The 19,034-nt window shown below is 67.7% G+C and carries 17 protein-coding genes; 10 read left to right on the plus strand and 7 right to left on the minus strand.

What is annotated here, in order from left to right; translation table 11 throughout:
* Nucleotides 1-6 precede the first annotated feature (6 nt).
* Both cyoE and EJE94_RS02570 read left to right on the plus strand, forming a co-directional pair.
* Complete coding sequence (cyoE, locus tag EJE94_RS02565) at nt 7-906, plus strand: heme o synthase (protein ID WP_121239913.1); 900 nt, start codon at nt 7-9, stop codon at nt 904-906.
* Entirely contained in the window at nt 906-1,913 is a 1,008-nt protein-coding gene (locus EJE94_RS02570) for a COX15/CtaA family protein (RefSeq protein WP_121239914.1), read from the plus strand. The genes cyoE and EJE94_RS02570 overlap by 1 nt, the downstream gene beginning before the upstream one ends.
* On the opposite strand, the gene mpl is transcribed toward EJE94_RS02570, so the two are convergent.
* Nucleotides 1,910-3,253, minus strand: a complete 1,344-nt coding sequence (mpl, locus tag EJE94_RS02575; RefSeq protein ID WP_121240566.1) for a UDP-N-acetylmuramate:L-alanyl-gamma-D-glutamyl-meso-diaminopimelate ligase — start codon at nt 3,251-3,253, stop codon at nt 1,910-1,912. The two genes, EJE94_RS02570 and mpl, sit on opposite strands and share 4 nt — an antisense overlap.
* A gap of 51 nt (nt 3,254-3,304) precedes the next feature.
* On the opposite strand from mpl, the gene EJE94_RS02580 reads away from it, so the two are divergent.
* From EJE94_RS02580 to EJE94_RS02615, 8 genes are all read left to right on the plus strand, one after another.
* Entirely contained in the window at nt 3,305-3,928 is a 624-nt protein-coding gene (locus tag EJE94_RS02580; RefSeq protein WP_121239915.1) for a hypothetical protein, read from the plus strand.
* A gap of 47 nt (nt 3,929-3,975) precedes the next feature.
* Nucleotides 3,976-4,491, plus strand: coding sequence for a type II 3-dehydroquinate dehydratase (gene aroQ, locus EJE94_RS02585; RefSeq protein WP_121239916.1), 516 nt, complete (start codon nt 3,976-3,978; stop codon nt 4,489-4,491).
* A 58-nt stretch (nt 4,492-4,549) separates the two neighbouring features.
* Nucleotides 4,550-5,011 carry an acetyl-CoA carboxylase biotin carboxyl carrier protein gene (gene accB / locus EJE94_RS02590; protein WP_121239917.1) on the plus strand — a complete coding sequence of 154 codons (462 nt, stop codon included), beginning with the start codon at nt 4,550-4,552 and terminating at the stop codon, nt 5,009-5,011.
* Between the two features lie 11 nt (nt 5,012-5,022).
* Nucleotides 5,023-6,390 (plus strand): acetyl-CoA carboxylase biotin carboxylase subunit, encoded by a 1,368-nt coding sequence (gene accC, locus EJE94_RS02595; protein ID WP_121239918.1) that lies wholly within the window; start codon nt 5,023-5,025, stop codon nt 6,388-6,390.
* Nucleotides 6,391-6,396: 6 nt separating this feature from the next.
* Complete coding sequence (gene prmA / locus EJE94_RS02600) at nt 6,397-7,281, plus strand: 50S ribosomal protein L11 methyltransferase (protein ID WP_121239919.1); 885 nt, start codon at nt 6,397-6,399, stop codon at nt 7,279-7,281.
* Nucleotides 7,282-7,291: 10 nt separating this feature from the next.
* Complete coding sequence (locus tag EJE94_RS02605) at nt 7,292-8,200, plus strand: DUF3426 domain-containing protein (protein ID WP_121239920.1); 909 nt, start codon at nt 7,292-7,294, stop codon at nt 8,198-8,200.
* 9 nt (nt 8,201-8,209) lie between these two features.
* The gene (locus tag EJE94_RS02610) at nt 8,210-9,142 is read left to right on the plus strand and encodes a carbohydrate kinase family protein (RefSeq protein ID WP_121239921.1); all 933 of its coding nucleotides are present in this window, start codon (nt 8,210-8,212) and stop codon (nt 9,140-9,142) included.
* A 99-nt stretch (nt 9,143-9,241) separates the two neighbouring features.
* Nucleotides 9,242-11,245 carry an acyltransferase family protein gene (locus tag EJE94_RS02615; RefSeq protein WP_121239922.1) on the plus strand — a complete coding sequence of 668 codons (2,004 nt, stop codon included), beginning with the start codon at nt 9,242-9,244 and terminating at the stop codon, nt 11,243-11,245.
* Between the two features lie 58 nt (nt 11,246-11,303).
* Here the strand turns inward: EJE94_RS02615 and EJE94_RS02620 are convergent, their stop codons facing one another.
* From EJE94_RS02620 to asnB, 6 genes are read right to left on the minus strand one after another with little or no spacing between them, the layout of a single operon-like run.
* Nucleotides 11,304-12,131 carry a symmetrical bis(5'-nucleosyl)-tetraphosphatase gene (locus tag EJE94_RS02620; RefSeq protein ID WP_121239923.1) on the minus strand — a complete coding sequence of 276 codons (828 nt, stop codon included), beginning with the start codon at nt 12,129-12,131 and terminating at the stop codon, nt 11,304-11,306.
* Nucleotides 12,131-13,939, minus strand: coding sequence for a polysaccharide biosynthesis protein (locus EJE94_RS02625; protein ID WP_121239924.1), 1,809 nt, complete (start codon nt 13,937-13,939; stop codon nt 12,131-12,133). The genes EJE94_RS02620 and EJE94_RS02625 overlap by 1 nt, the downstream gene beginning before the upstream one ends.
* The gene (locus tag EJE94_RS02630) at nt 13,936-14,925 is read right to left on the minus strand and encodes an MraY family glycosyltransferase (RefSeq protein WP_243642506.1); all 990 of its coding nucleotides are present in this window, start codon (nt 14,923-14,925) and stop codon (nt 13,936-13,938) included. The genes EJE94_RS02625 and EJE94_RS02630 overlap by 4 nt, the downstream gene beginning before the upstream one ends.
* Nucleotides 14,926-14,967: 42 nt before the next feature.
* Nucleotides 14,968-15,927 (minus strand): NAD-dependent epimerase/dehydratase family protein, encoded by a 960-nt coding sequence (locus tag EJE94_RS02635; RefSeq protein ID WP_121239925.1) that lies wholly within the window; start codon nt 15,925-15,927, stop codon nt 14,968-14,970.
* Nucleotides 15,924-17,072, minus strand: coding sequence for a glycosyltransferase family 4 protein (locus EJE94_RS02640; RefSeq protein ID WP_121239926.1), 1,149 nt, complete (start codon nt 17,070-17,072; stop codon nt 15,924-15,926). Before EJE94_RS02640 ends, EJE94_RS02635 begins: the two co-directional genes overlap by 4 nt.
* Nucleotides 17,065-19,020, minus strand: a complete 1,956-nt coding sequence (asnB, locus tag EJE94_RS02645) for an asparagine synthase (glutamine-hydrolyzing) (RefSeq protein WP_121239927.1) — start codon at nt 19,018-19,020, stop codon at nt 17,065-17,067. The genes EJE94_RS02640 and asnB overlap by 8 nt, the downstream gene beginning before the upstream one ends.
* Between the last annotated feature and the right edge of the window lie 14 nt (nt 19,021-19,034).

The raw sequence follows: 19,034 nt of genomic DNA on the forward strand, positions 1-19,034 counted from the left end.
CCGACCATGTCCGCACTCAACGCCACCGCCACCCTGCCGCTGTCGCAACGCCTCGCTGCCTTCTTCGAGCTGTGCAAGCCGCGCGTAAACACGCTGATCGTGTTCACGGCGATGATCGGCATGCTGCTCGCCTCGCCCGACTTTCCGCCGCTGGCGCGCTTCCTCGTCGCCTCGCTCGGCATCGCACTGGTCGCGGGCGCCGCCGCCGCCATCAACTGCCTGGTCGAACGCACCATCGACGCCCGCATGGCCCGCACCCGCGCCCGCGCCACCGCGCGCGGGGCGATTTCCTCGACCGAGACGCTGACGCTGGCCATGCTGGTCGGCGGCACCGGCCTGTGGCTGCTGCACGCCTTCATCAACGACCTGACGATGTGGCTGACGCTGGCCACCTTCCTCGGCTACGCGGTGATCTACACCGTGGTGCTCAAGCCCGCCACGCCGATGAACATCGTCATCGGCGGCGCCTCGGGCGCGATGCCGCCGGTGCTGGGCTGGGCGGCGATGACCGGCAGCATCGGCGCGGAGCCGCTGGCCCTGTTCCTGATCATCTTCCTGTGGACGCCGCCGCACTTCTGGGCGCTGGCATGCTACCGTCGCGAGGAATATGCCAAGGCCGGCCTGCCGATGCTGCCGGTCACGCACGGCGTGGCCTTTACCTGCCAGCACATCCTGCTCTACACCGTGATGCTCGCCGCCGGCAGCCTGATCCCGGTTTCGCTGGGCATGAGCGGCGCGATCTATCTCGGCGCGGTGACGCTGCTGAACCTGGTATTCCTGGGCTTCGCCGTCCAGCTCATCCGCCAGTACAGCGACGCGCTGGCGAAGCGGACCTTCGGCTATTCCATCGTCTATCTCACGCTGCTGTTCGCGGCGCTGTTCGCCGACCGTCTGCTGCCTGTCTGATGCGGCTCTATCGCAGTCTCGCCCTCGTCGCGACGCTGTTGGCGTTCGGCGTCGTCGCGCTCGGCGCCTATGTGCGCCTGTCCGATGCCGGGCTGGGTTGCCCGGACTGGCCGGGGTGCTACGGCCACCTGCTGGGCGTGCCTGACGCTCCGCACGAACACGCCGCGGCCATGCAGAGCTTTCCCGGGAAACCGGTGGAATCGGGCAAGGCCTGGAAGGAAATGGTGCATCGCTACTTCGCCGGCACGCTCGGCCTGCTGATTCTCGGCCTCGCCATCCTCGCCTGGCGTCCCGGGATCCGCGACCGCACCTCGCCGCTGCTGCCGACGGCCCTGCTCGGCATCGTCGGCTTCCAGGCGCTGCTCGGCATGTGGACCGTGACCCTGCTGCTGAAGCCCGTGATCGTCAGCGCCCACCTGCTGGGCGGCATGACCACGCTGGGCCTGCTGGTCTGGCTGATGTTGCGCCAGATCTCGCCGCGGCCCGTCGAGCGCCCCAACAGCCTGCGTCCGCTGGCCCTGCTCACGCTGGTCGCGGTAATCGCACAGATCGCTCTCGGCGGCTGGACGAGCAGCAATTACGCCGCTTTGGCCTGCACCGACTTCCCCACCTGCCAGGGCAGCTGGCTGCCGACCATGGATTTCGGACACGCCTTCGCCTTGCGCCGCGAACTGGGCCAAACGAGCGACGGCGGCCTGTTGCCCTTCTCGGCGCTGACGGCCATACACTGGACCCATCGGCTCGGGGCCTTGGCAGTCCTGCTGTCGGCGGGCGGGCTGGCCATCAGGCTGCTCCGGCTTCCGGCCTGGCGGCGCTGGGGCCTCTGGCTGGCCGGACTGCTGACGCTGCAATGGTGCCTGGGGATCGCCAACGTCCTGCTGTCGCTGCCGCTGCCGATCGCGGTGGCGCACAACCTCGGCGCCGCCGCCCTTCTGACTGCCACTCTCGCCCTCAATTTCCGGCTCTGGCACCGCCCCGCCAGCCGCGAATTCGCCTATCTAAACTAGCGCGCCAGGGCATCCAGGAGCTTCTGGTGGACGCCGCCGAAGCCGCCGTTGCTCATCACCAGTATCTGGTCACCCTCGCGGGCAACGCCGGCCACGGCCGAAACCAGGTCGGCGAGGTCGTCGAAAGCCGTCGCACTGTCTCCCAGCGGCGTCAGTGCCTCGCCCGCATCCCAGCCCAGGCCTTTCCCATAGCAGAAGGTCAGCTCCGCGCCCGCGAGACTGCCGGGCAACTGTGCCTTCATGATGCCAAGCTTCATCGTGTTGGATCGCGGCTCGAGCACGGCGAGGATGCGTTTGCCGCCGACCTTCGAGCGCAGGCCGGCGATGGTCGCAGCGATCGCCGTCGGATGGTGGGCGAAGTCGTCATAGACCGTGATGCCGCGCACCGTACCGCGCACCTCGAGCCGACGCTTGACCCCGGGGAAGGTTTCCAGCGCCTTGAGCGCCACGTCGACCGGCACACCGGCATGCCGCGCGGCGGCGACCGCCGCGACGGCATTGGCGCGGTTGTGTTCGCCCGGCAGGCCGAGCCGCGTCGTACCGAGAGGCTTGCCGGCGAGGCTGACTTCGAAACGCTCCGCGTCGCGGCTGGCGAAAGCCCAACCGCCTGAGTCGTTGAACCACTCGATCGGCGTCCAGCAGCCGCGCGCGATGACCCGCTTGAGCGACTCCTCGCCGCCATTGGCGACAACGAGGCCATTCCGGGGCAAAGTCCGCACCAAATGATGAAATTGCGTCTCGATGGCTTCAAGATCACCGAAGATATCGGCATGATCGAACTCGAGATTGTTCAGGATCACCGTACGGGGGCGGTAATGCACGAACTTGGAACGCTTGTCGCAGAAGGCGGTGTCGTACTCGTCGGCCTCGATCACGAAGAAGGGCGATTCGGTCAGTCGGGCGGAAACGCCGAAACCCTGAGGCACGCCGCCGACGAGGAAGCCGGGTTTCAGCCCTGCCTCTTCCAGAATCCAGGCGAGCAGCGAGGTCGTCGTGGTCTTGCCATGGGTCCCGGCGACGCCCAGCACCCATTTGCCGCGCAGGACATGCTCGGCCAGCCACTGCGGACCCGAGACGTAGGCAAGATTGCGGTCGAGAATCTCTTCGAGCAGCGGATTACCGCGCGAGATCGCGTTGCCGATCACGAAAAGATCCGGTTCAAGCCTTGTCTGGTCGGCGCCATAGCCCTCGACCAGCTCGATGCCCTCGGCCTCGAGCTGCGTGCTCATCGGCGGATAGACGTTGGCGTCGCAGCCGGTGACCCGATGGCCCGCGGCCCGGGCGAGCAGCGCGATGCCGCCCATGAAGGTGCCGCAGATACCGAGAATGTGAATGTGCATGTAATGGGCGCCGTACAATAATGGCTCACGGATTCTAGCGGAACAACCCCGATGCCCCGCCGCAAACCGCCTCCCGCCGCCAATGATTTCCTGCGCCGCGCCATTGCCAGCGCGGCGGCACGGCTGATGGCCGAGGACGGCATCGGCGACTACGGCGCGGCCAAGCGCAAGGCGGCAAGGGGCCTCGGCGCCGGCGACGGCGATGCCCTGCCCAGCAACGATGAAGTCGAGGTCGAACTTCGCGCCTACCAGTCGCTGTACCAGGAGGACGAGCAGCATGAGCGGCTGCGCGCGATGCGCGAAACGGCATTGCGGCTGATGGAGGCCATGGCCGACTTTCGCCCCTGCCTGACCGGGTCGGTACTCGACGGCACCGCCGGGCGCTTTTCGGAGATCGAACTCGACCTCTTCGCCGACAGCGCCAAGGATGTCGAGATCTTCCTGCTATCTCGCAACATTCCCTACGAAATTTCGGACAAAGGACAGCCAACCCATCACGCAGCGCACCTGCCCGAGGCGCAGCTTCGGCTCGACTGGGGCGATTTTCCGGCAGTTTTGGCGATCTACCCGATAGCCGGCGAGCGCCACGCCAAGCGCAGTGCGCGAAGCGGGCGTGGCGAGAACGGCAGGGCCCGCGCCGCTGCGGTCGCGGCACTACTGGCCACCGGCCCCTGAGGCGCCCTACTGGACAAACTGCCGCCTTTTGCGGCAAACTTGCAGCCATGTCCAAGCGAACGACAGCAAAATCCGGCGCTGGCAGCGATAGCGCCAAAGGGGGCGCCGGCGGCCTCAATGCCCGCATCCTGGTGCTGCACGGCCCCAACCTCAACCTGCTCGGCAGCCGCGAACCCGCAATCTACGGCCGCACCACCCTGGCCGACATCCATGTGGCGATGGAAGCACGCGCCCGCGCCGATGGCGTCCAGATCGAGAGCTTCCAGAGCAATTCGGAAGGCGGCCTGATCGACCGTGTCCAGGCGGCAGGTGCCGAAGGCATCGAAATCATCATCATCAACCCGGCCGGCTACACCCACACCAGCGTGGCATTGCGCGACGCCCTCGCGGCCGTGGCCATTCCCTTCATCGAGGTACATCTTTCGAACATCTTCGCGCGGGAAAGCTTCCGCCAGCATTCGTATTTCTCCGATCTCGCCGTCGGCGTGATCAGTGGTCTGGGCGCCCAAGGCTACGAGCTCGCACTCGAAGCCGCGCTCGGCCACATCCGCAAGCCCCAATAAAAATACTCGGCGCCGGCACCACGCCGGCCCGTCCAGAAATCAATTGCAGGGAGTCAGCATGGACCTGAGAAAGCTCAAGACCCTCATCGATCTCGTCCAGAATTCGGGCATTTCCGAGCTGGAGATCTCCGAGGGCGAGGAAAAGATTCGCATCGCCAAGCATATGGCGCCGGCCGCCCCGACCACGGTGATGCTCGGCAACCATGGCTACGCACCGCAACACGCTCCGGTGACGGCCCCCGCCCCGGTCGCCGCCACGGAAGTGGCAGCCCCCGCCGAACCCGACGGCCACGCCGTCAAGGCGCCGATGGTCGGTACCTTCTACCGCTCCGGCTCGCCCGGTGCCGCGGCCTTCGTCGAGGTCGGCCAGACCGTGAAGCAGGGCGATACCCTGTGCATCATCGAGGCCATGAAGCTGATGAACGAGATCGAGTCCGATGCCTCGGGCACGATCAAGGCCATCCTCGTCGAGAATGGCCAGCCGGTCGAATACGGCCAACCCTTATTCATCATCGGCTAACGCCATCGATTATGTTCGGAAAAGTCCTTATCGCCAATCGGGGAGAGATCGCCCTGCGCGTCTTGCGCGCCTGCCGCGAACTCGGCATCCGCACCGTCGCCGTCCATTCCGAGGCCGACGCGGAAGCCAAGTACGTCAAACTCGCCGACGAGTCGGTTTGCATCGGCCCGGCGTCGTCCACCCACAGTTATCTCAACGTTCCCGCCATAATCTCGGCGGCCGAAGTCACCGACGCCGAGGCCATCCATCCCGGCTACGGCTTCCTCTCCGAGAACGCCGACTTCGCCGAGCGCGTCGAGAAATCCGGCTTCGTTTTCATCGGCCCCAAGGCCGAGACGATCCGCCTCATGGGAGACAAGGTCTCGGCCAAGGACGCGATGAAGGTTGCCGGGGTGCCCTGCGTCCCCGGCTCCGAAGGCGCGTTGCCGGAAGATCCGAAGGAGATCGTCAAAATCGCCCGCGCGATCGGTTACCCGGTGATCATCAAGGCCGCCGGCGGCGGCGGCGGCCGCGGCATGCGCGTGGTGCATACCGAGGCCGCGCTGCTCAACGCCGTCACCATGACCCGCACCGAAGCGGGCGCGGCTTTCGGCAATCCCATGGTTTACATGGAAAAGTTCCTGGAGAACCCGCGCCACATCGAAATTCAGGTGATGGCCGACAACTTCAAGAACGCGGTGTGGCTGTCGGAACGTGACTGTTCGATGCAGCGCCGCCACCAGAAGGTCATCGAGGAGGCGCCCGCGCCCGAGATCAATCGCCGCGCCATCACCCGCATCGGCGAGCGCTGCGCCGAGGCCTGCCGCAAGATCGGCTATCGCGGCGCCGGCACCTTCGAGTTTCTCTACGAGAACGGCGAGTTCTTCTTCATCGAGATGAATACCCGGGTGCAGGTCGAACATCCGGTCACCGAACTGGTCACGGGCATCGACATCGTCCAGGCGCAGATCCGCGTCGCCGCCGGCGAGAAACTCTGGTTCCGCCAGCGCGACATTGAGGTCAAGGGGCACTCGATCGAATGCCGCATCTGTGCCGAAGATCCGTTCAAGTTCACGCCGTCTCCCGGCAAGATCACGTCCTGGCACCCGCCGGGCGGGCCGGGCATCCGCGTCGATTCCCATGTCTATTCCGGTTACACCGTCCCGTCGCACTACGACTCGATGATCGCCAAGGTGATCTCCTACGGCGACACGCGCGAGCAGGCGATCCGCCGCATGCGCATCGCCCTCTCGGAAATGGTGGTCGAGGGCATCAAGACCAACATCCCCCTGCACCAGGAGCTGCTGCTCGATGAACGCTTCATCCAGGGCGGCACCAGCATTCACTACCTGGAAGAGAAACTCGCGGCCAAGGAAGAGGCCACCAAGGGCAAGGGGTAATCCCCAATGTGGATCAGCGTCGCGCTGGAGACCGATGCGGCGCACGCTGACGCGCTGTCCGAAGCCCTGCTCGGGGCCGGCGCGCTGTCCGCCAGCGTCGAGGATGCCGATGCCGGCACCGAGCGCGAAACCCCGCAGTTCGGCGAGCCCGGCGGCCCGACGACGCCGCTGTGGACGACCAGCCGCGTCGTCGCCCTGTTCGATCCGGCCGACGACATTGTCGGCCGCGTCGCCGCAGCGGCGCGCGAAGCCGGCCTGCCCGACCTGCCGGAGATCCACCTCGAGGAAATCGCCGAGCAGGACTGGGTGCGCCTGACCCAGTCGCAGTTCGATCCGATCCACATCTCCGACCGGCTGTGGATCGTACCCTCATGGCACACCGCACCCGACCCTGCCGCGATCAACCTCGTAGTCGATCCGGGCCTCGCCTTCGGCACCGGCTCCCACCCGACCACGCGTCTGTGCCTGCAGTGGCTCGAGAGCGTCGTCCGCCCCGGTCTCACCGTGCTCGACTACGGCTGCGGCTCCGGCATCCTCGGCATCGCCGCGGCACGGCTCGGCGCGACGGACGTTCTGGGGGTGGACATCGACGAAGCGGCGATCACCGCGGCGAAGGACAACGCCGAGCGCAACGGCGTCGTGCTGCGCCTCAGCCACACACGCGAGCCCCTGAACGAGCGCTTCGATCTCGTCGTCGCCAACATCCTGACCAACCCGCTGTGCGTGCTCGCGCCCCTGCTCGCCGGGCGCGTTGCCCCTGCCGGGAAAATCGCGCTTTCGGGCGTTCTCGCCACCCAGGCCGATCAGGTCATCGCCGCCTACCGGCCGCATATCGCGCTCGCCGTCGGCGCCGAGCACGACGGCTGGGTGCGGCTGGAAGGCATGAAGTAAACTCGCCGGCATGCTGACCCGCTGCCCGAGCTGCGCCACCACCTTCCGCATTTCGCCGGAGCAACTCAAGGCGAGACAGGGCCGCGTGCGCTGCGGCAAATGCCGCAACGTCTTCAACGCCCTGGAGACGCTGGTCGAGGAACCGCCCAAGGTCGCGCCCCCCGCCGAGGAGACGATACCCAAGGCGCCGCCGGCGACAGCAACGGAACAAGTGATGGCCGCCGCACCGGCAACACAGACACCGGCTGAAGTGACGTCCGCAGCCGAACCCGCCGTCCCGCCAGCGCCGAGTTATTCCAAAGACGACCGCCCTGCGCGACGCCCGCGCGACGAGCAAGAGGCGCCGCCGGCCGCGACTATGGCGACGGAGGACACCGGCGAGCCGGAAACGCTGGTCGACTTCGAGCCGGCCTTCGAGTCCCTGCTGACCGCGGAGCCGCGGCGGCGCACCTGGCTTTGGGTGCTCGCCAGCCTGCTCGCCCTATCGGCCCTGGCGCTGCAGGCCGTGCTGCACTTCCGCGTCGAACTCGCCGTGCGTATGCCCGAGACGAAGCCGGCGCTGCAATCGCTCTGCAACTACGTTGGCTGCGACCTGCCGCTGCCGCGCAAGGTCGAGCTCGTCGCCATCGAAAGTTCGGATCTCCATCCCGACCCGACCAGCCCCGCGCAACTGCAACTGGTCGCCACGCTGAGGAATCGCGCCGACTTCACCCAGGCGTATCCGCATCTCGAGCTGACGCTGACCGACACCGCCGACAAGGCGCTGTTGCGGCGGGCGCTCGCCCCGGCCGACTATCTGCCCAGGGACAGGCCTGCGACGGCCGGCTTCGCCGCCAACGGCGAACTCGCCGTCAGCCTGAACCTCGCGGTCACGGACCTCGCCCCGGTCGGCTACCGACTCTATGTCTTCTACCCCTGATTGATACCCATGAAAACACTCATCTGCGGTTCGCTCGCCTACGACACCATCATGGTCTTCCATGACCATTTCAAGAACCACATCCTGCCCGAGCAGATCCACATCCTCAACGTCTCCTTCCTCGTCCCCGACATGCGGCGCGAGTACGGCGGCTGCGCCGGCAACATCGCCCACAATCTGCGCCTGCTCGGCGGCGACCCGCTGATCATGGCCACCGTCGGCGACGACTACGGCCCCTACAAGCAGCGCCTCGGGCACCTCGGCTTCGACACCACCCACGTCAAGGAAGTCCCTGGCACCTTCACGGCGCAGGCCTTCATCACCACCGACCTCGCCGACAACCAGATCACCGCTTTCCACCCCGGCGCGATGGGCCACTCCCATCTCAACCGCATCGGCGACGCCAGGGAAGCCCGCTTGGGCATCGTCTCCCCCGACGGGCGCCAGGGCATGCTCGACCATGCCCGCCAGTTCTTCGATGCCGGCATTCCCTTCATCTTCGACCCGGGCCAGGGCATGCCCATGTTCGACGGCGCCGACCTGCTCGAATTCCTCAGGCTGGCCGATTACTGCACGGTCAACGACTACGAGGCGAAGATGTTGTCGGAACGCACCGGCAAATCGCTCGCCGAGCTGGCGACGAGCGTAAAGGCACTGATCGTCACCCTCGGCGGCAACGGCTCGGAAATCTACGCCGACGGCCAGCGCGTCACGATCCCCTGCGTCAAGGCCGACGAACTCGTCGACCCGACCGGCTGCGGCGACGCCTACCGCGCCGGCCTGCTCTACGGCATCGCCCAGGGCTGGGGCTGGGAGAAAACGGGGCGTCTGGCGTCGCTGATGGGATCAATCAAGATCTCGCACCGCGGCGGCCAGAACCACAAGCCCAGGCGCGAGGAAATCGCGGAACGCTACCGCGCCGCCTTCGGTGAAGCTCTTTAGCGAGTCTGGCGCAAGTGTAAAATCCGAGATTGGCCACCCGATTCACCCCCATTCCAGCCGAAGGCGCCGTCGTTTGATGGTGCATTCGCCCGCCGTCAGATGAACCCACAATTGCCGCATCCCGCGTACCGGCCGGATATCGATGGCCTGCGCGCGGTCGCGGTTTCGTCGGTTGTCGTCTTTCATGTTGCCCCTGCCTACGTCCCGGGCGGATTTTCCGGCGTCGATGTCTTCTTCGTCATCTCCGGATACCTGATATCCACGATCCTGTTCGGCGGTCTCGATCGCGGGACATTCAGCATGATCGAGTTCTACGCGCGCAGGGCACGGCGCATCTTTCCCGCGCTGATCGCCACCCTGGCCGCGACCTTCCTTTTCGGCTGGCTGGTGCTCGTGGACAGCGAATTCACGGCCCTTGGCAAGCACATCGCGGCAGGCGCATTCTTCGTTTCGAATTTCGTGTTGCGCAGCGAGGCCGGTTATTTCGACACCGCGGCCGAGCAAAAGCCCTTGCTGCATCTTTGGTCGCTCGGGATCGAAGAGCAGTACTACATCGTCTGGCCCCTGATCCTGTTGGCCGCGTTCAGGATGCGCAAGGGCATCACGCCCGGGCTGCTCGTGGCGCTCCTGTTGTCGTCGTTCGCCCTCGGCGTCGCCAGGGCTCCGGGGAATCCCGTCTCGACATTCTTCCTGCCGCCGACACGAATCTGGGAGCTTCTGCTCGGGAGTCTGCTGGCCTATCTGACCGTTTTCCGCGGACGCCTCTGGATGCAGTCCGCGAACGTGCCGGCGAGTGACGGAAGAAGCCTGCTCGGACTGCCGCGGCGATTGCAGGATATCCTCTCTCTCGCCGGCCTTCTGCTCCTCGGAGTCGGGCTCTGGGGCCTGGACAAGAGCAAGGTATTTCCCGGATGGTGGGCCCTGCCGCCGACCGTCGGGACGTTTCTGCTCATAGCGTCAGGGCCCAACGGCTGGGCCAACCGGCGACTCCTGAGCGGCCGCTTCGCCGTATTCCTCGGGCAAATCAGCTTCCCGCTCTACCTCTGGCACTGGCCGGTCCTGTTCTTCATGCGCCTGCTCGCCCCGCGCATGAGCGAAGGCGCGCGCGGTCTCGCGGTCGTCCTGCTGTCGACCTTCCTCGCCTGGATCACGTACAAATACATCGAGGGCAAGCTGCGCTTCAGCAAGGCGCCATCCGTGCCGATCTTCCTGTCCGTGGCGCTGGCGGTGGCCGGCGGCATCGGTTATGCCGCCTACAAGGGCGCAATTCTTCCGCGGAACAACGACGCGTCCATCAACAAGATTTTCCGGGCCATCGGCGAATGGGATTATCCGGGTGTCGCGACACCGGGCGACGTGTTGCGCATCGGGACTTCGCCACGCAAGGTATTGTTTCTGGGCGACAGCAACATCGAACAGTACTGGCCGCGCGTCGAAAAGCTGGTGCGGGAGCGGAAGGACTCGGCACGGGCGGCGATTTTCCTTACCAGCGGAGGATGTCCGCCGATCCCGCAGGTGCGCGAAGCCGCCCACCCCAACTGCAACGATCTTTTCGACAACGTTCGTCGCTATGCGGAAGATCCGGCGATCGAGGCCGTGGTGATAGCGGCCTCCTGGAGCGGATACTTCGCCCAACGAACCACGTACTTCATCGAAGGGGCCGGAACTCTGCACCCGGGCTCTCCGGGGAACGACGCCGCCTTCAGGAACCTGTCGGCGTTGGTGGGCGCCTTCCGCGAAAACCGGAAGGACGTCTATCTGATCCTGCAGATTCCCCAGGGACAGGGCCTGGGTCCGCAGTCCCTGTTCTCGAGGCGGCTGTTGCAGAAGGTCGAGATCAGGGACGGGGGCGTCGGCAGAAGCGAGGTCGTCGGCCGGATGGGGAATGTCATGGAGAAGCTTCGCGAAATCGGCGAGCGCCATCAAGTGAAGGTCATCGACCCTTTGGACGTCCTGTGCGATTCCCAGGTTTGCCCGGCAGTTTTGCCCGATGGCGAACCGATCTACAAGGATGGGGCGCATCTGCGCCCGTCGTTCGTGCGCGAGCGCATCCATTTCCTCGATGAAGCGATGCTGGGCAAGCGGACGGCGGACGGCCCGTAGCGGGAATGGCCACACGAGGAGCGAAACCGGGGGCGGACGGTCCCGGGGCCTCGCACTTCTAGTCCCACCCGCTCGGTTCGACCTCGCGCGAGCACGGCACCTGGAACACCCGGCGATCCTCGAGGCGGATCGCCGTCAGGCTGCCGCCCCAGAGGCAGCCGGTGTCGAGCGCCAGCAGGCGCTCCTCGACGCGCAGGCCCAGCGCCGACCAGTGGCCGCAAACGATGGTGTGATCGGCGCTCGCCCGCCCCGGCACCTCGAACCACGGCAGGCATCCCGCAGGTGCATTGGCGACCGGCCCCTTGGCCTTGAACTCCATCAGGCCGGCCGGCGAACAGAAGCGCATGCGGGTCATCGCATTGACCACCACGCGCAAGCGATCCCAGCCGGTCAGTTCGTCGCTCCAGGCGGTCGGCGTGCTGCCCCACATGTTGGCGAGGAAGTCGCGGTAGTTCGGGGCGGTCAGCGCAAGCTCCGTCTCGCGCGACAAGGCCGCGGCCTTCGCCACGTCCCACGACGGCAGCAGCCCCGCGTGCACCATGGCGTAGTCGCCCTCGACGTGGAACAAGGGACGCGAGCGCAGCCAGGCCAGCAGTTCGTCGCGATCCGGCGCCGCCAGCACGGCATCGAGCGTGTCCTCGGCGTTCCTCTTGCCGTAACCCTCGGCCTGCATCACCAGATGCAGGTCGTGGTTGCCCAGCACCACCGTGGCGCCGGCACCGAGATTCCTGACGAAGCGCAGCGCCTCGAGCGATGCCGGGCCGCGATTGACGAGATCGCCGACGAACCAGAGGTGATCGGCCGCCGGATCGTAGTCGAGTGTGTCGAGCAGTCGCTGCAAGGCCTCGAGGCACCCCTGCAGGTCGCCGATGGCGTAGGTGGCCATCAGTGCTGCGCCGGGCGGTATTCCGGCACCCAGCGCTTGAGGCCTTCCTTCACCTCCGCCTCCGAGCGCACCGGCGCCGCGAGCCATTCCTCGAGCTCGGCCAGCCAGGTCGCGTCCGGTGCCTGCTCGGCCTTCATCACGCGCAGCTTCGGGTGCGGCGTCGGCAGCGTCGTCTCGCCGTCGGCGAGCAGCTCCTCGTAGAGCTTCTCGCCGGGCCGCAAGCCGGTGAACTCGATCGCGATCTCGTCCTCGGTGAAGCCCGAGAGCCGGATCATGTCCCGCGCCAGGTCGGCGATCTTCACCGGCTCGCCCATGTCGAGCACGAATATCTCGCCACCCTGCCCCTGTGCCGCCGCCTGCAACACCAGCTGGGCAGCCTCGGGAATCAGCATGAAGTAGCGAATGATGTCGGGGTGGGTCACGGTGACCGGGCCGCCCAAGGCAATCTGCTCGCGGAACTTCGGGATCACGCTGCCGGAGGAGCCGAGAACGTTGCCGAAGCGCACCATGACGAAACGCGTCGCGGCCGCCTCGCACTGCAGCGCCTCGCAGACCCGCTCGGCCAGGCGCTTCGACGCTCCCATCACATTGGTCGGATTGACCGCCTTGTCGGTCGAGATCAGCACGAACTCGCCGACGCTTTCGGCGATGGCTGCCCGCGCCACGCGCAGGGTGCCCAGCACATTGTTTCGTACAGCCTGCCAGGCATTTTCGTTCTCCATCAAAGGCACGTGCTTGTAGGCGGCGGCATGGAAGACGACATCGGGCCGGTATTGGCTGAAGGTCGCCTCGAGGGCGGCGCCGTCCTTCACGTCGCCGACCATGCAGCGGATCGGCTTGCCGGCAAATTCCTGGTCTATCGCGTAGAGGGCGTATTCGGAAAGCTCGTAGAAAACCAGCTGCCGCGGCCCGAGCCCCGCGATCTGGCGGCACAGCTCGGAACCGATCGAGCCGCCCGCGCCGGTCACCAGAACCACCTTGTCCGTCAACAGGCGATGGAGTCCCTCGTCGTCGAGCTGCACCTGCTCGCGCCCGAGAAGGTCTTCCAGCTCGACCTTGCGCACGTGCGATATCGCGACGCGTCCCTGCATCAGGTCGCTGAAGGCAGGCACCGTCAGCACGGTGAGCCCGGCCGCCGCAGCCAGTTCCGCCGCCCGCCGCCGGGTCGCCGACGAGGCCGATGGCATGGCGATGATGGCATGTCGCGCCTGGCAGCGCTCTGCATGCTGCGCGATGTCGGCGAGGGCGCCGAGTATCGGTACGTCATGGATGCGCCGGCCGTGCTTCTGCGCGTTGTCGTCGAGCAGTCCCACGGCGTGCCAGTCCCTGCTGCGGGCCAGCTCGCCGAGCAACTGGGCGGCAGCGTCGCCGGCACCGAGGACCAGGACGGGAACAGTGCCTTCGTGCCGCATGAAGGCGATGTGGCCGTCCTTCCACGCGCGATAGAGGAAGCGGCTGCCGCCCATCACCACGACCAGCAGGATCGGATGCAGCAACAGCACCGAGCGCGGAATGCCCGTCGCCTGGGTCATGTAGGCGACGCTCGCCACGCAAAGGGCGCCGAGACCCACCGCGACCAGCAGCCGGCGCAAGTCGCCCATGCTGGCGTAGCGCCAGATCCCGCGATAGAGCCCGAGCCACGCGTAGACCGCCACGTACAGCGGTGTCACCCAGAGCAGCGCGCCCTGGGCACCGGCGGAGAACTCTCGCGGCACCTCGAAGTTGAAGCGCACCCAATAGGCGAACAGCCACATCAGCGCCGTGGCGAGTAGATCGTGGAGGAAGGCCAGTGCGCTGCGCCAGTTCATGCCGTTGCGTCCTTGGCGTTGAAACTGCGCCAGCGAGCGTCGATCGATGTCATCAGGATCAGGAACAGCGCGGCGGCGGCGGCGAGACCGCCGAGCTGGCTGCCCGGTGCCGCATCGCGCAACAGCAGTGCCAGCGCGCCCATGGCGAGCATCAGCGCATACTCGGCCGAGGCCGTGCGGCGATGGCTCCAGCCCATGCGCACCAGCCGCTGGTAGTAGTGCTCGCGATGCGCCTGCCATACGCGCTCGCCGCGCAGCAGACGGCGCAGCAGCGTGGTCGTGGCGTCGACGATGAAAGGCGAGAACACCAGCAGCGGAAACCACAGCGGCCACAGGCCATCGCGCCAGCCCTGCAAGCCCAAGGCGCCGGCAAGGAAGCCGAGCGGGATGGAGCCGGCGTCGCCGAGAAAGATCTTCGCCGGATGCCAGTTGAACGCCAGGAAGCCGGCCGCCGCCGCCGCCACGCAGAAGCACGCCGCGGCGACGGTGCCGTCGCCGTGCATGGCACCTGCGCCGAGCATGCCGAAGCCGATCAGTGCCATGCCGGCTGCGAGGCCGTCCATGCCGTCCATGAAGTTGTAGAGATTGATGAGCCAGACCAGGCCAAGGACAAAAAGCGCAAGCAGCGCGGGGGCGCCCGCCGGTCGCGCCGCGAGGAGGAACAGCGCGGCGGCAAGCATGTGCACGCCGAGGCGGGCCAGCACCGGCAGGCCCGCGCGGTCGTCGATGTAGGAAAAGCCGCAGAGCAGCAGCGCGGGGATGGCGAAAGCCGCGACCGGCAGCGAGAGCATCGCCCAGCCGCCGAGTGCCGCAACCACTACCACCAGCCCGCCGACGCGAGGGATCGGTGCGGCGTGGAGGGACCGGGCATTGGGAACGTCCAGCGCCAGTCGCGCCGCCAGCCCGGAGCGCAACAGGATGGCGACAGCCGCCGTGGCGATGCAGAACACCGCGAACACCACCCACGCCATCGAAGACAACGACATACCCTCCCGCCTGCTGGAAGGGGCATTATAGGCTGCCGTCGCCTACCGCCGTGCCTGTGCGCCTCGATACCAGGCGACCGTGCGGGCAATGCCCCGTTCGACCGTGTAGGGCGGCGCCCAGCCGCTCGCCTCGCGCCAGCCGCGCGCATCGACGGCGAGCGAGCCGGTCAGGCGCTCGATTTCGGCGCGCCGCCCCGCCAGCCTCGCCAGGATGCTCAGCACCATCGGCGGCAGCGGCCACAGCCGCGCCGGCCGGCCGAGCGCCGCCGCCAGCCGGCGCCAGAGTTCGGGCGTGGACAGATCCTCGCCGTCGGCGACGAGGAAAACGCGGCCGCCGAGACTCGGCGCACGCAGCGCAGCAAGAATGGCCGAGGCCAGGTTGCCGACGTAGATCATGCTGCGGCGATTGCTCACCGCCGCCAGGGGCAGCGGCAGGCCGCGCTCGGCCAGACGCAGCAGGCGCAGGAAATTCGCGCCGACGCCGGGACCGTAGACCAGCGGGGGACGCAAGACCACCGGTTCGAGTGAGGTGGTCTGCGCCAGGGACAGCAGCCCACTCTCGGCCTCGGCCTTGGAAATCGCATAGGGGTCCGTCGCTGCCGACGGGTCGCCGTCGACGAAGGGGCGATCGGGCGGCGTGCTCTCGCCGTTGACCTTGACCGTGCTGAGGAATACGAAACGGCCGACGCCCGCCCGTGCCGCCGCTTCGGCCAGGCGCAACGTGCCGACGGTGTTGGTCGCACGGTAGGCGGCGAGCGGGTCGCCGGCGGCGTCGCGCATCACATGGACCCGCGCCGCCAGATGTACCACGGCATCGACATCAGCCAGCGCGGCCGTCCAGTCGGTCGCCGGTCCGATGTCGCCGACGACGACGGAGTCGATGCCGGCCATAGGCAGGGGCTGACGGCGCACCGCGGCGCGTACCGCGCAGCCGGCTTCCAGCAGCAGCGGCAGCAGCGCCTGGCCGACGAAGCCGCCGGCGCCGGTGACGAGCACTTTCATGCGGCCAGCAGCTCCCGATAGACGGCCAAGGTCGCGGCGGCGACCTTCTCCGCGGCAAACTCGGCCAGCACCCGCTGGCGGCCCCGCTCGCCCATGGAGCGGCGCAGGGCGGGATCGCCGAGCAGCGTCGCCAGCGCCGCGGCGAGCGCCGCGGCGTCGCGCGGCGGCACCAGCAGGCCGCTGTCGCCATCAGCGACGATCTCGCGGCAGCCCGGCACATCGGTGGCGACGATGGCGCGGCCGCAGGACGCCGCCTCCAGCAGCACCTTGGGCAGGCCCTCGCGGTAGGACGGCAGGCAGACCAGCGCACAGCCCGCCAGGACCTCCGGCATGTCGTCGCGGCAGCCCCAGATCTCGACCACCCCCTCTGCCTGCCAGGCGTCGAGCTGTTCGCGGCCGATCGAAGCCGGGTTCTCCGGGTCGACGTCGCCGACCAGCGCGAAGCGTGCCGCGATGCCGCGCGCCCTGAGCAGGCGCGCCGCGGCGACGAATTCGCCGACCCCCTTGTCGCGCAGCAGCCGCGCCGGCAGCACGACCAGCGGCCGGCCCTCGGGTTCCGGGCGGGGGGCGTAGCGATCGGTATCGACGCCCGAGCCGCGGATCAGTCGTATCCCCGCAGCCGGGGCGAGGCCGCGGCGGACGAACAACTCGCGGTCGTCCGCGTTCTGCAGGATCAGCACGCGGCCGCGGCCGCCGAGCAGCAGGCGGTAGGCCAGGGTCGCCAGCGGTCGCAGCAGGCGGGCCTTGAGACTCGAAGAGGAGAACAGGAAGCCGAGGCCGGCCAGCGCATTGACCACCCGGGGCACGCCCGCGAGCCGGGCCGCGAGCGAGCCATAGATCACCGGCTTGACCGCGACGTGATGGGCCAGGTCGGGCCGCTCGCGGCGATAGATGCGCAGCAGCTCGAGAAACGACGTCAGCTCGCGCCACGGGTTGAGGCCGCCGCGCCGCATGCCGATGGGATGGAGGCGCAAGCCGGCGGCCGTGATGCGGTCGGCGTCGCGTTTCGCGCGCGTGGCGACGGCGACGTCGAAGCCGGCGTCCTTCGCCGCCAGGGCGATGTGCAGGCGATGGGAGCAGAAGTACCAGTCCTCGGCCACGACGAACAGCAGGCGCGGCCGCGGTGCCGCCCCCGCTTCAGCCATGGTGACGCTCCAGCCAGGCCTGGAACATCAGCACGTCCCACAGCAGGTATTGCCAGTTGCGCCCGCCGGAAAGATGTTCGCGCCATTTCTCGCGTACCTGCTGCGGGTCGAAGTAGCCCTCGCGGCGCAGGCGGTCCTCGGCCAACAGCGACTCGGCCCAGTCGCGCAAGGGGCCGCGCAGCCACGCATCGATGGGCACGCCGAAGCCCATCTTCGGCCGTTCCACCAGCGTCCGCGGCACGTGGCGATAGAGTAGTTGCCGCAGGATCCACTTGCCGTCGCCGCCCCGCACCTTGAGCGACATCGGCAGGCGCCAGGCGAATTCGACGACGCGATGGTCGAGCAGCGGCACGCGCGTCTCCAGGCTGACGCCCATCGCCGCACGGTCCACCTTGACCAGGATGTCGTCCGGCAGGTAGCTGACGGTGTCCAGGCACATCATGGTGCTGACGATGTCGGGAAGAACTATGCGCCGGGCAGGGTCGGTCAGCGCCGTCGGCGGCTCGGTGGCGCCGAGGACGAGCTCTGCCGGCTCCTTCCAGTGGGAGACGAGGTCGCGGTAGATCGTCGCCAGGCCGTTGTGACCGAGGATGTCGGCCAGCTTGTGCAGCTTGTCGCCGGCATTGGCGTGGCGCAGGCGGCGCGGCAGCAACGGCCGGGTCCAGCGGGCGAGCGCGTCGAGCGTGCGCGGCGAAAACGCGTGGATCGACCGCGCCGAGAGGGCGCGCAGGGGCCGCGGCACGCGGGCGATGCCGCGCCACAGTTCGCCGGCGAAGAAGTAGCGGTTGTAGCCGGCGAAAAGCTCGTCGCCGCCGTCGCCCGAGAGGCTGACCGTCACATGGCGACGCGCGAGTTCGGCGACGAGGAAGGTCGGAATCTGCGAGGAGTCGGCGAAGGGCTCGTCGTAGAGATCCGGCAGGCGCGGGATCACCGCCTGCGCCTGCTGCGGCGTGACGTAGAGTTCGGTGTGCTCGGTACCCAGGTGGCGCGCCACTTCCCGCGCGTGTTGCGCCTCGTTGTAGCCTTCCTCGTGGAAGCCGATGGAGAAGGTGCGCACCGGTTGCACGCTCTGCGCCTGCATCAGCGCCACGACAGTCGACGAATCGATGCCGCCGGAGAGGAAGGCGCCGAGCGGCACGTCGGCCACCATCTGCTCCCGGATCGACCGCGACAGCACGCGTTCGAGCTCGTCGATCGCCGCAGCATCGTCGCCCTCGAAGCGTTCCGCCTGGCCGCGCGCCGCGATCTCCTGCGCGGACCAATAGCTGCGCAGGGTTTCCGCACCGTCGGCGCCGACGCGCAGATAGGACGCGGGCGGAAGCTTGCGCACGCCGCGGTAGATCGAGTACGGCGCCGGGATGTAGTTGTGGCGCATCAGCAGCGCCAGCGCATCGCGATCGATGTCGGCGCGGAAATCCCGGTGTGCGCGCAGTGCCTTGAGTTCGGAGCCGAACAGCAGCGTCCGGCCGAAGCGCCCGTAATAGAGCGGCTTCTCGCCGAGCCGGTCGCGAGCGAGGAACAGGGCCCTTTCCCGGCGGTCCCACAAGGCGATGGCGAACATGCCGACCATGCGCTGCAGCGCCGCCTCGAAGCCCCAGCAGGCGACGGCGGCGAGAATCACCTCGGTGTCGGAATGGCCGCGCCAGGCACGGACGCACTCGGCGAAATACGGCTCGCCCTCCACCGCGGCGCGCATGTCCCGCCAGTTGTAGATCTCGCCGTTGAAAACGATGACGTAGCGGCCGCAGGCCGAGTGCATCGGCTGGTGTCCCGCCGGAGACAGATCGAGGATGGAAAGACGACGGTGGGCCAGCGCGACCGGGCCTTCGGCCCAGCTTCCGGCATCGTCGGGACCGCGGGTCACGATGCGATCGGCCATGGCCCGCGCCGCTGAAGCATCGGCCGCAGCCGCGTTGGACAATTGGAAATATCCGGCAATGCCGCACATGGATGGATGGCCCC

The sequence above is a fragment of the Sulfurisoma sediminicola genome (assembly GCF_003865015.1).
Classification (GTDB): Bacteria; Pseudomonadota; Gammaproteobacteria; order Burkholderiales; family Rhodocyclaceae; genus Sulfurisoma; species Sulfurisoma sediminicola.

Coding starts and splice junctions, on each gene's coding strand:
- cyoE (WP_121239913.1), top strand. CDS start 7: ATGTCCGCACTCAACGCCACCGCCACCCTGCCGCTGTCGCAACGCCTC.
- EJE94_RS02570 (WP_121239914.1), top strand. CDS start 906: ATGCGGCTCTATCGCAGTCTCGCCCTCGTCGCGACGCTGTTGGCGTTC.
- mpl (WP_121240566.1), bottom strand. CDS start 3,253: ATGCACATTCACATTCTCGGTATCTGCGGCACCTTCATGGGCGGCATC.
- EJE94_RS02580 (WP_121239915.1), top strand. CDS start 3,305: ATGCCCCGCCGCAAACCGCCTCCCGCCGCCAATGATTTCCTGCGCCGC.
- aroQ (WP_121239916.1), top strand. CDS start 3,976: ATGTCCAAGCGAACGACAGCAAAATCCGGCGCTGGCAGCGATAGCGCC.
- accB (WP_121239917.1), top strand. CDS start 4,550: ATGGACCTGAGAAAGCTCAAGACCCTCATCGATCTCGTCCAGAATTCG.
- accC (WP_121239918.1), top strand. CDS start 5,023: ATGTTCGGAAAAGTCCTTATCGCCAATCGGGGAGAGATCGCCCTGCGC.
- prmA (WP_121239919.1), top strand. CDS start 6,397: ATGTGGATCAGCGTCGCGCTGGAGACCGATGCGGCGCACGCTGACGCG.
- EJE94_RS02605 (WP_121239920.1), top strand. CDS start 7,292: ATGCTGACCCGCTGCCCGAGCTGCGCCACCACCTTCCGCATTTCGCCG.
- EJE94_RS02610 (WP_121239921.1), top strand. CDS start 8,210: ATGAAAACACTCATCTGCGGTTCGCTCGCCTACGACACCATCATGGTC.
- EJE94_RS02615 (WP_121239922.1), top strand. CDS start 9,242: ATGAACCCACAATTGCCGCATCCCGCGTACCGGCCGGATATCGATGGC.
- EJE94_RS02620 (WP_121239923.1), bottom strand. CDS start 12,131: ATGGCCACCTACGCCATCGGCGACCTGCAGGGGTGCCTCGAGGCCTTG.
- EJE94_RS02625 (WP_121239924.1), bottom strand. CDS start 13,939: ATGAACTGGCGCAGCGCACTGGCCTTCCTCCACGATCTACTCGCCACG.
- EJE94_RS02630 (WP_243642506.1), bottom strand. CDS start 14,925: ATGTCGTTGTCTTCGATGGCGTGGGTGGTGTTCGCGGTGTTCTGCATC.
- EJE94_RS02635 (WP_121239925.1), bottom strand. CDS start 15,927: ATGAAAGTGCTCGTCACCGGCGCCGGCGGCTTCGTCGGCCAGGCGCTG.
- EJE94_RS02640 (WP_121239926.1), bottom strand. CDS start 17,072: ATGGCTGAAGCGGGGGCGGCACCGCGGCCGCGCCTGCTGTTCGTCGTG.
- asnB (WP_121239927.1), bottom strand. CDS start 19,020: ATGTGCGGCATTGCCGGATATTTCCAATTGTCCAACGCGGCTGCGGCC.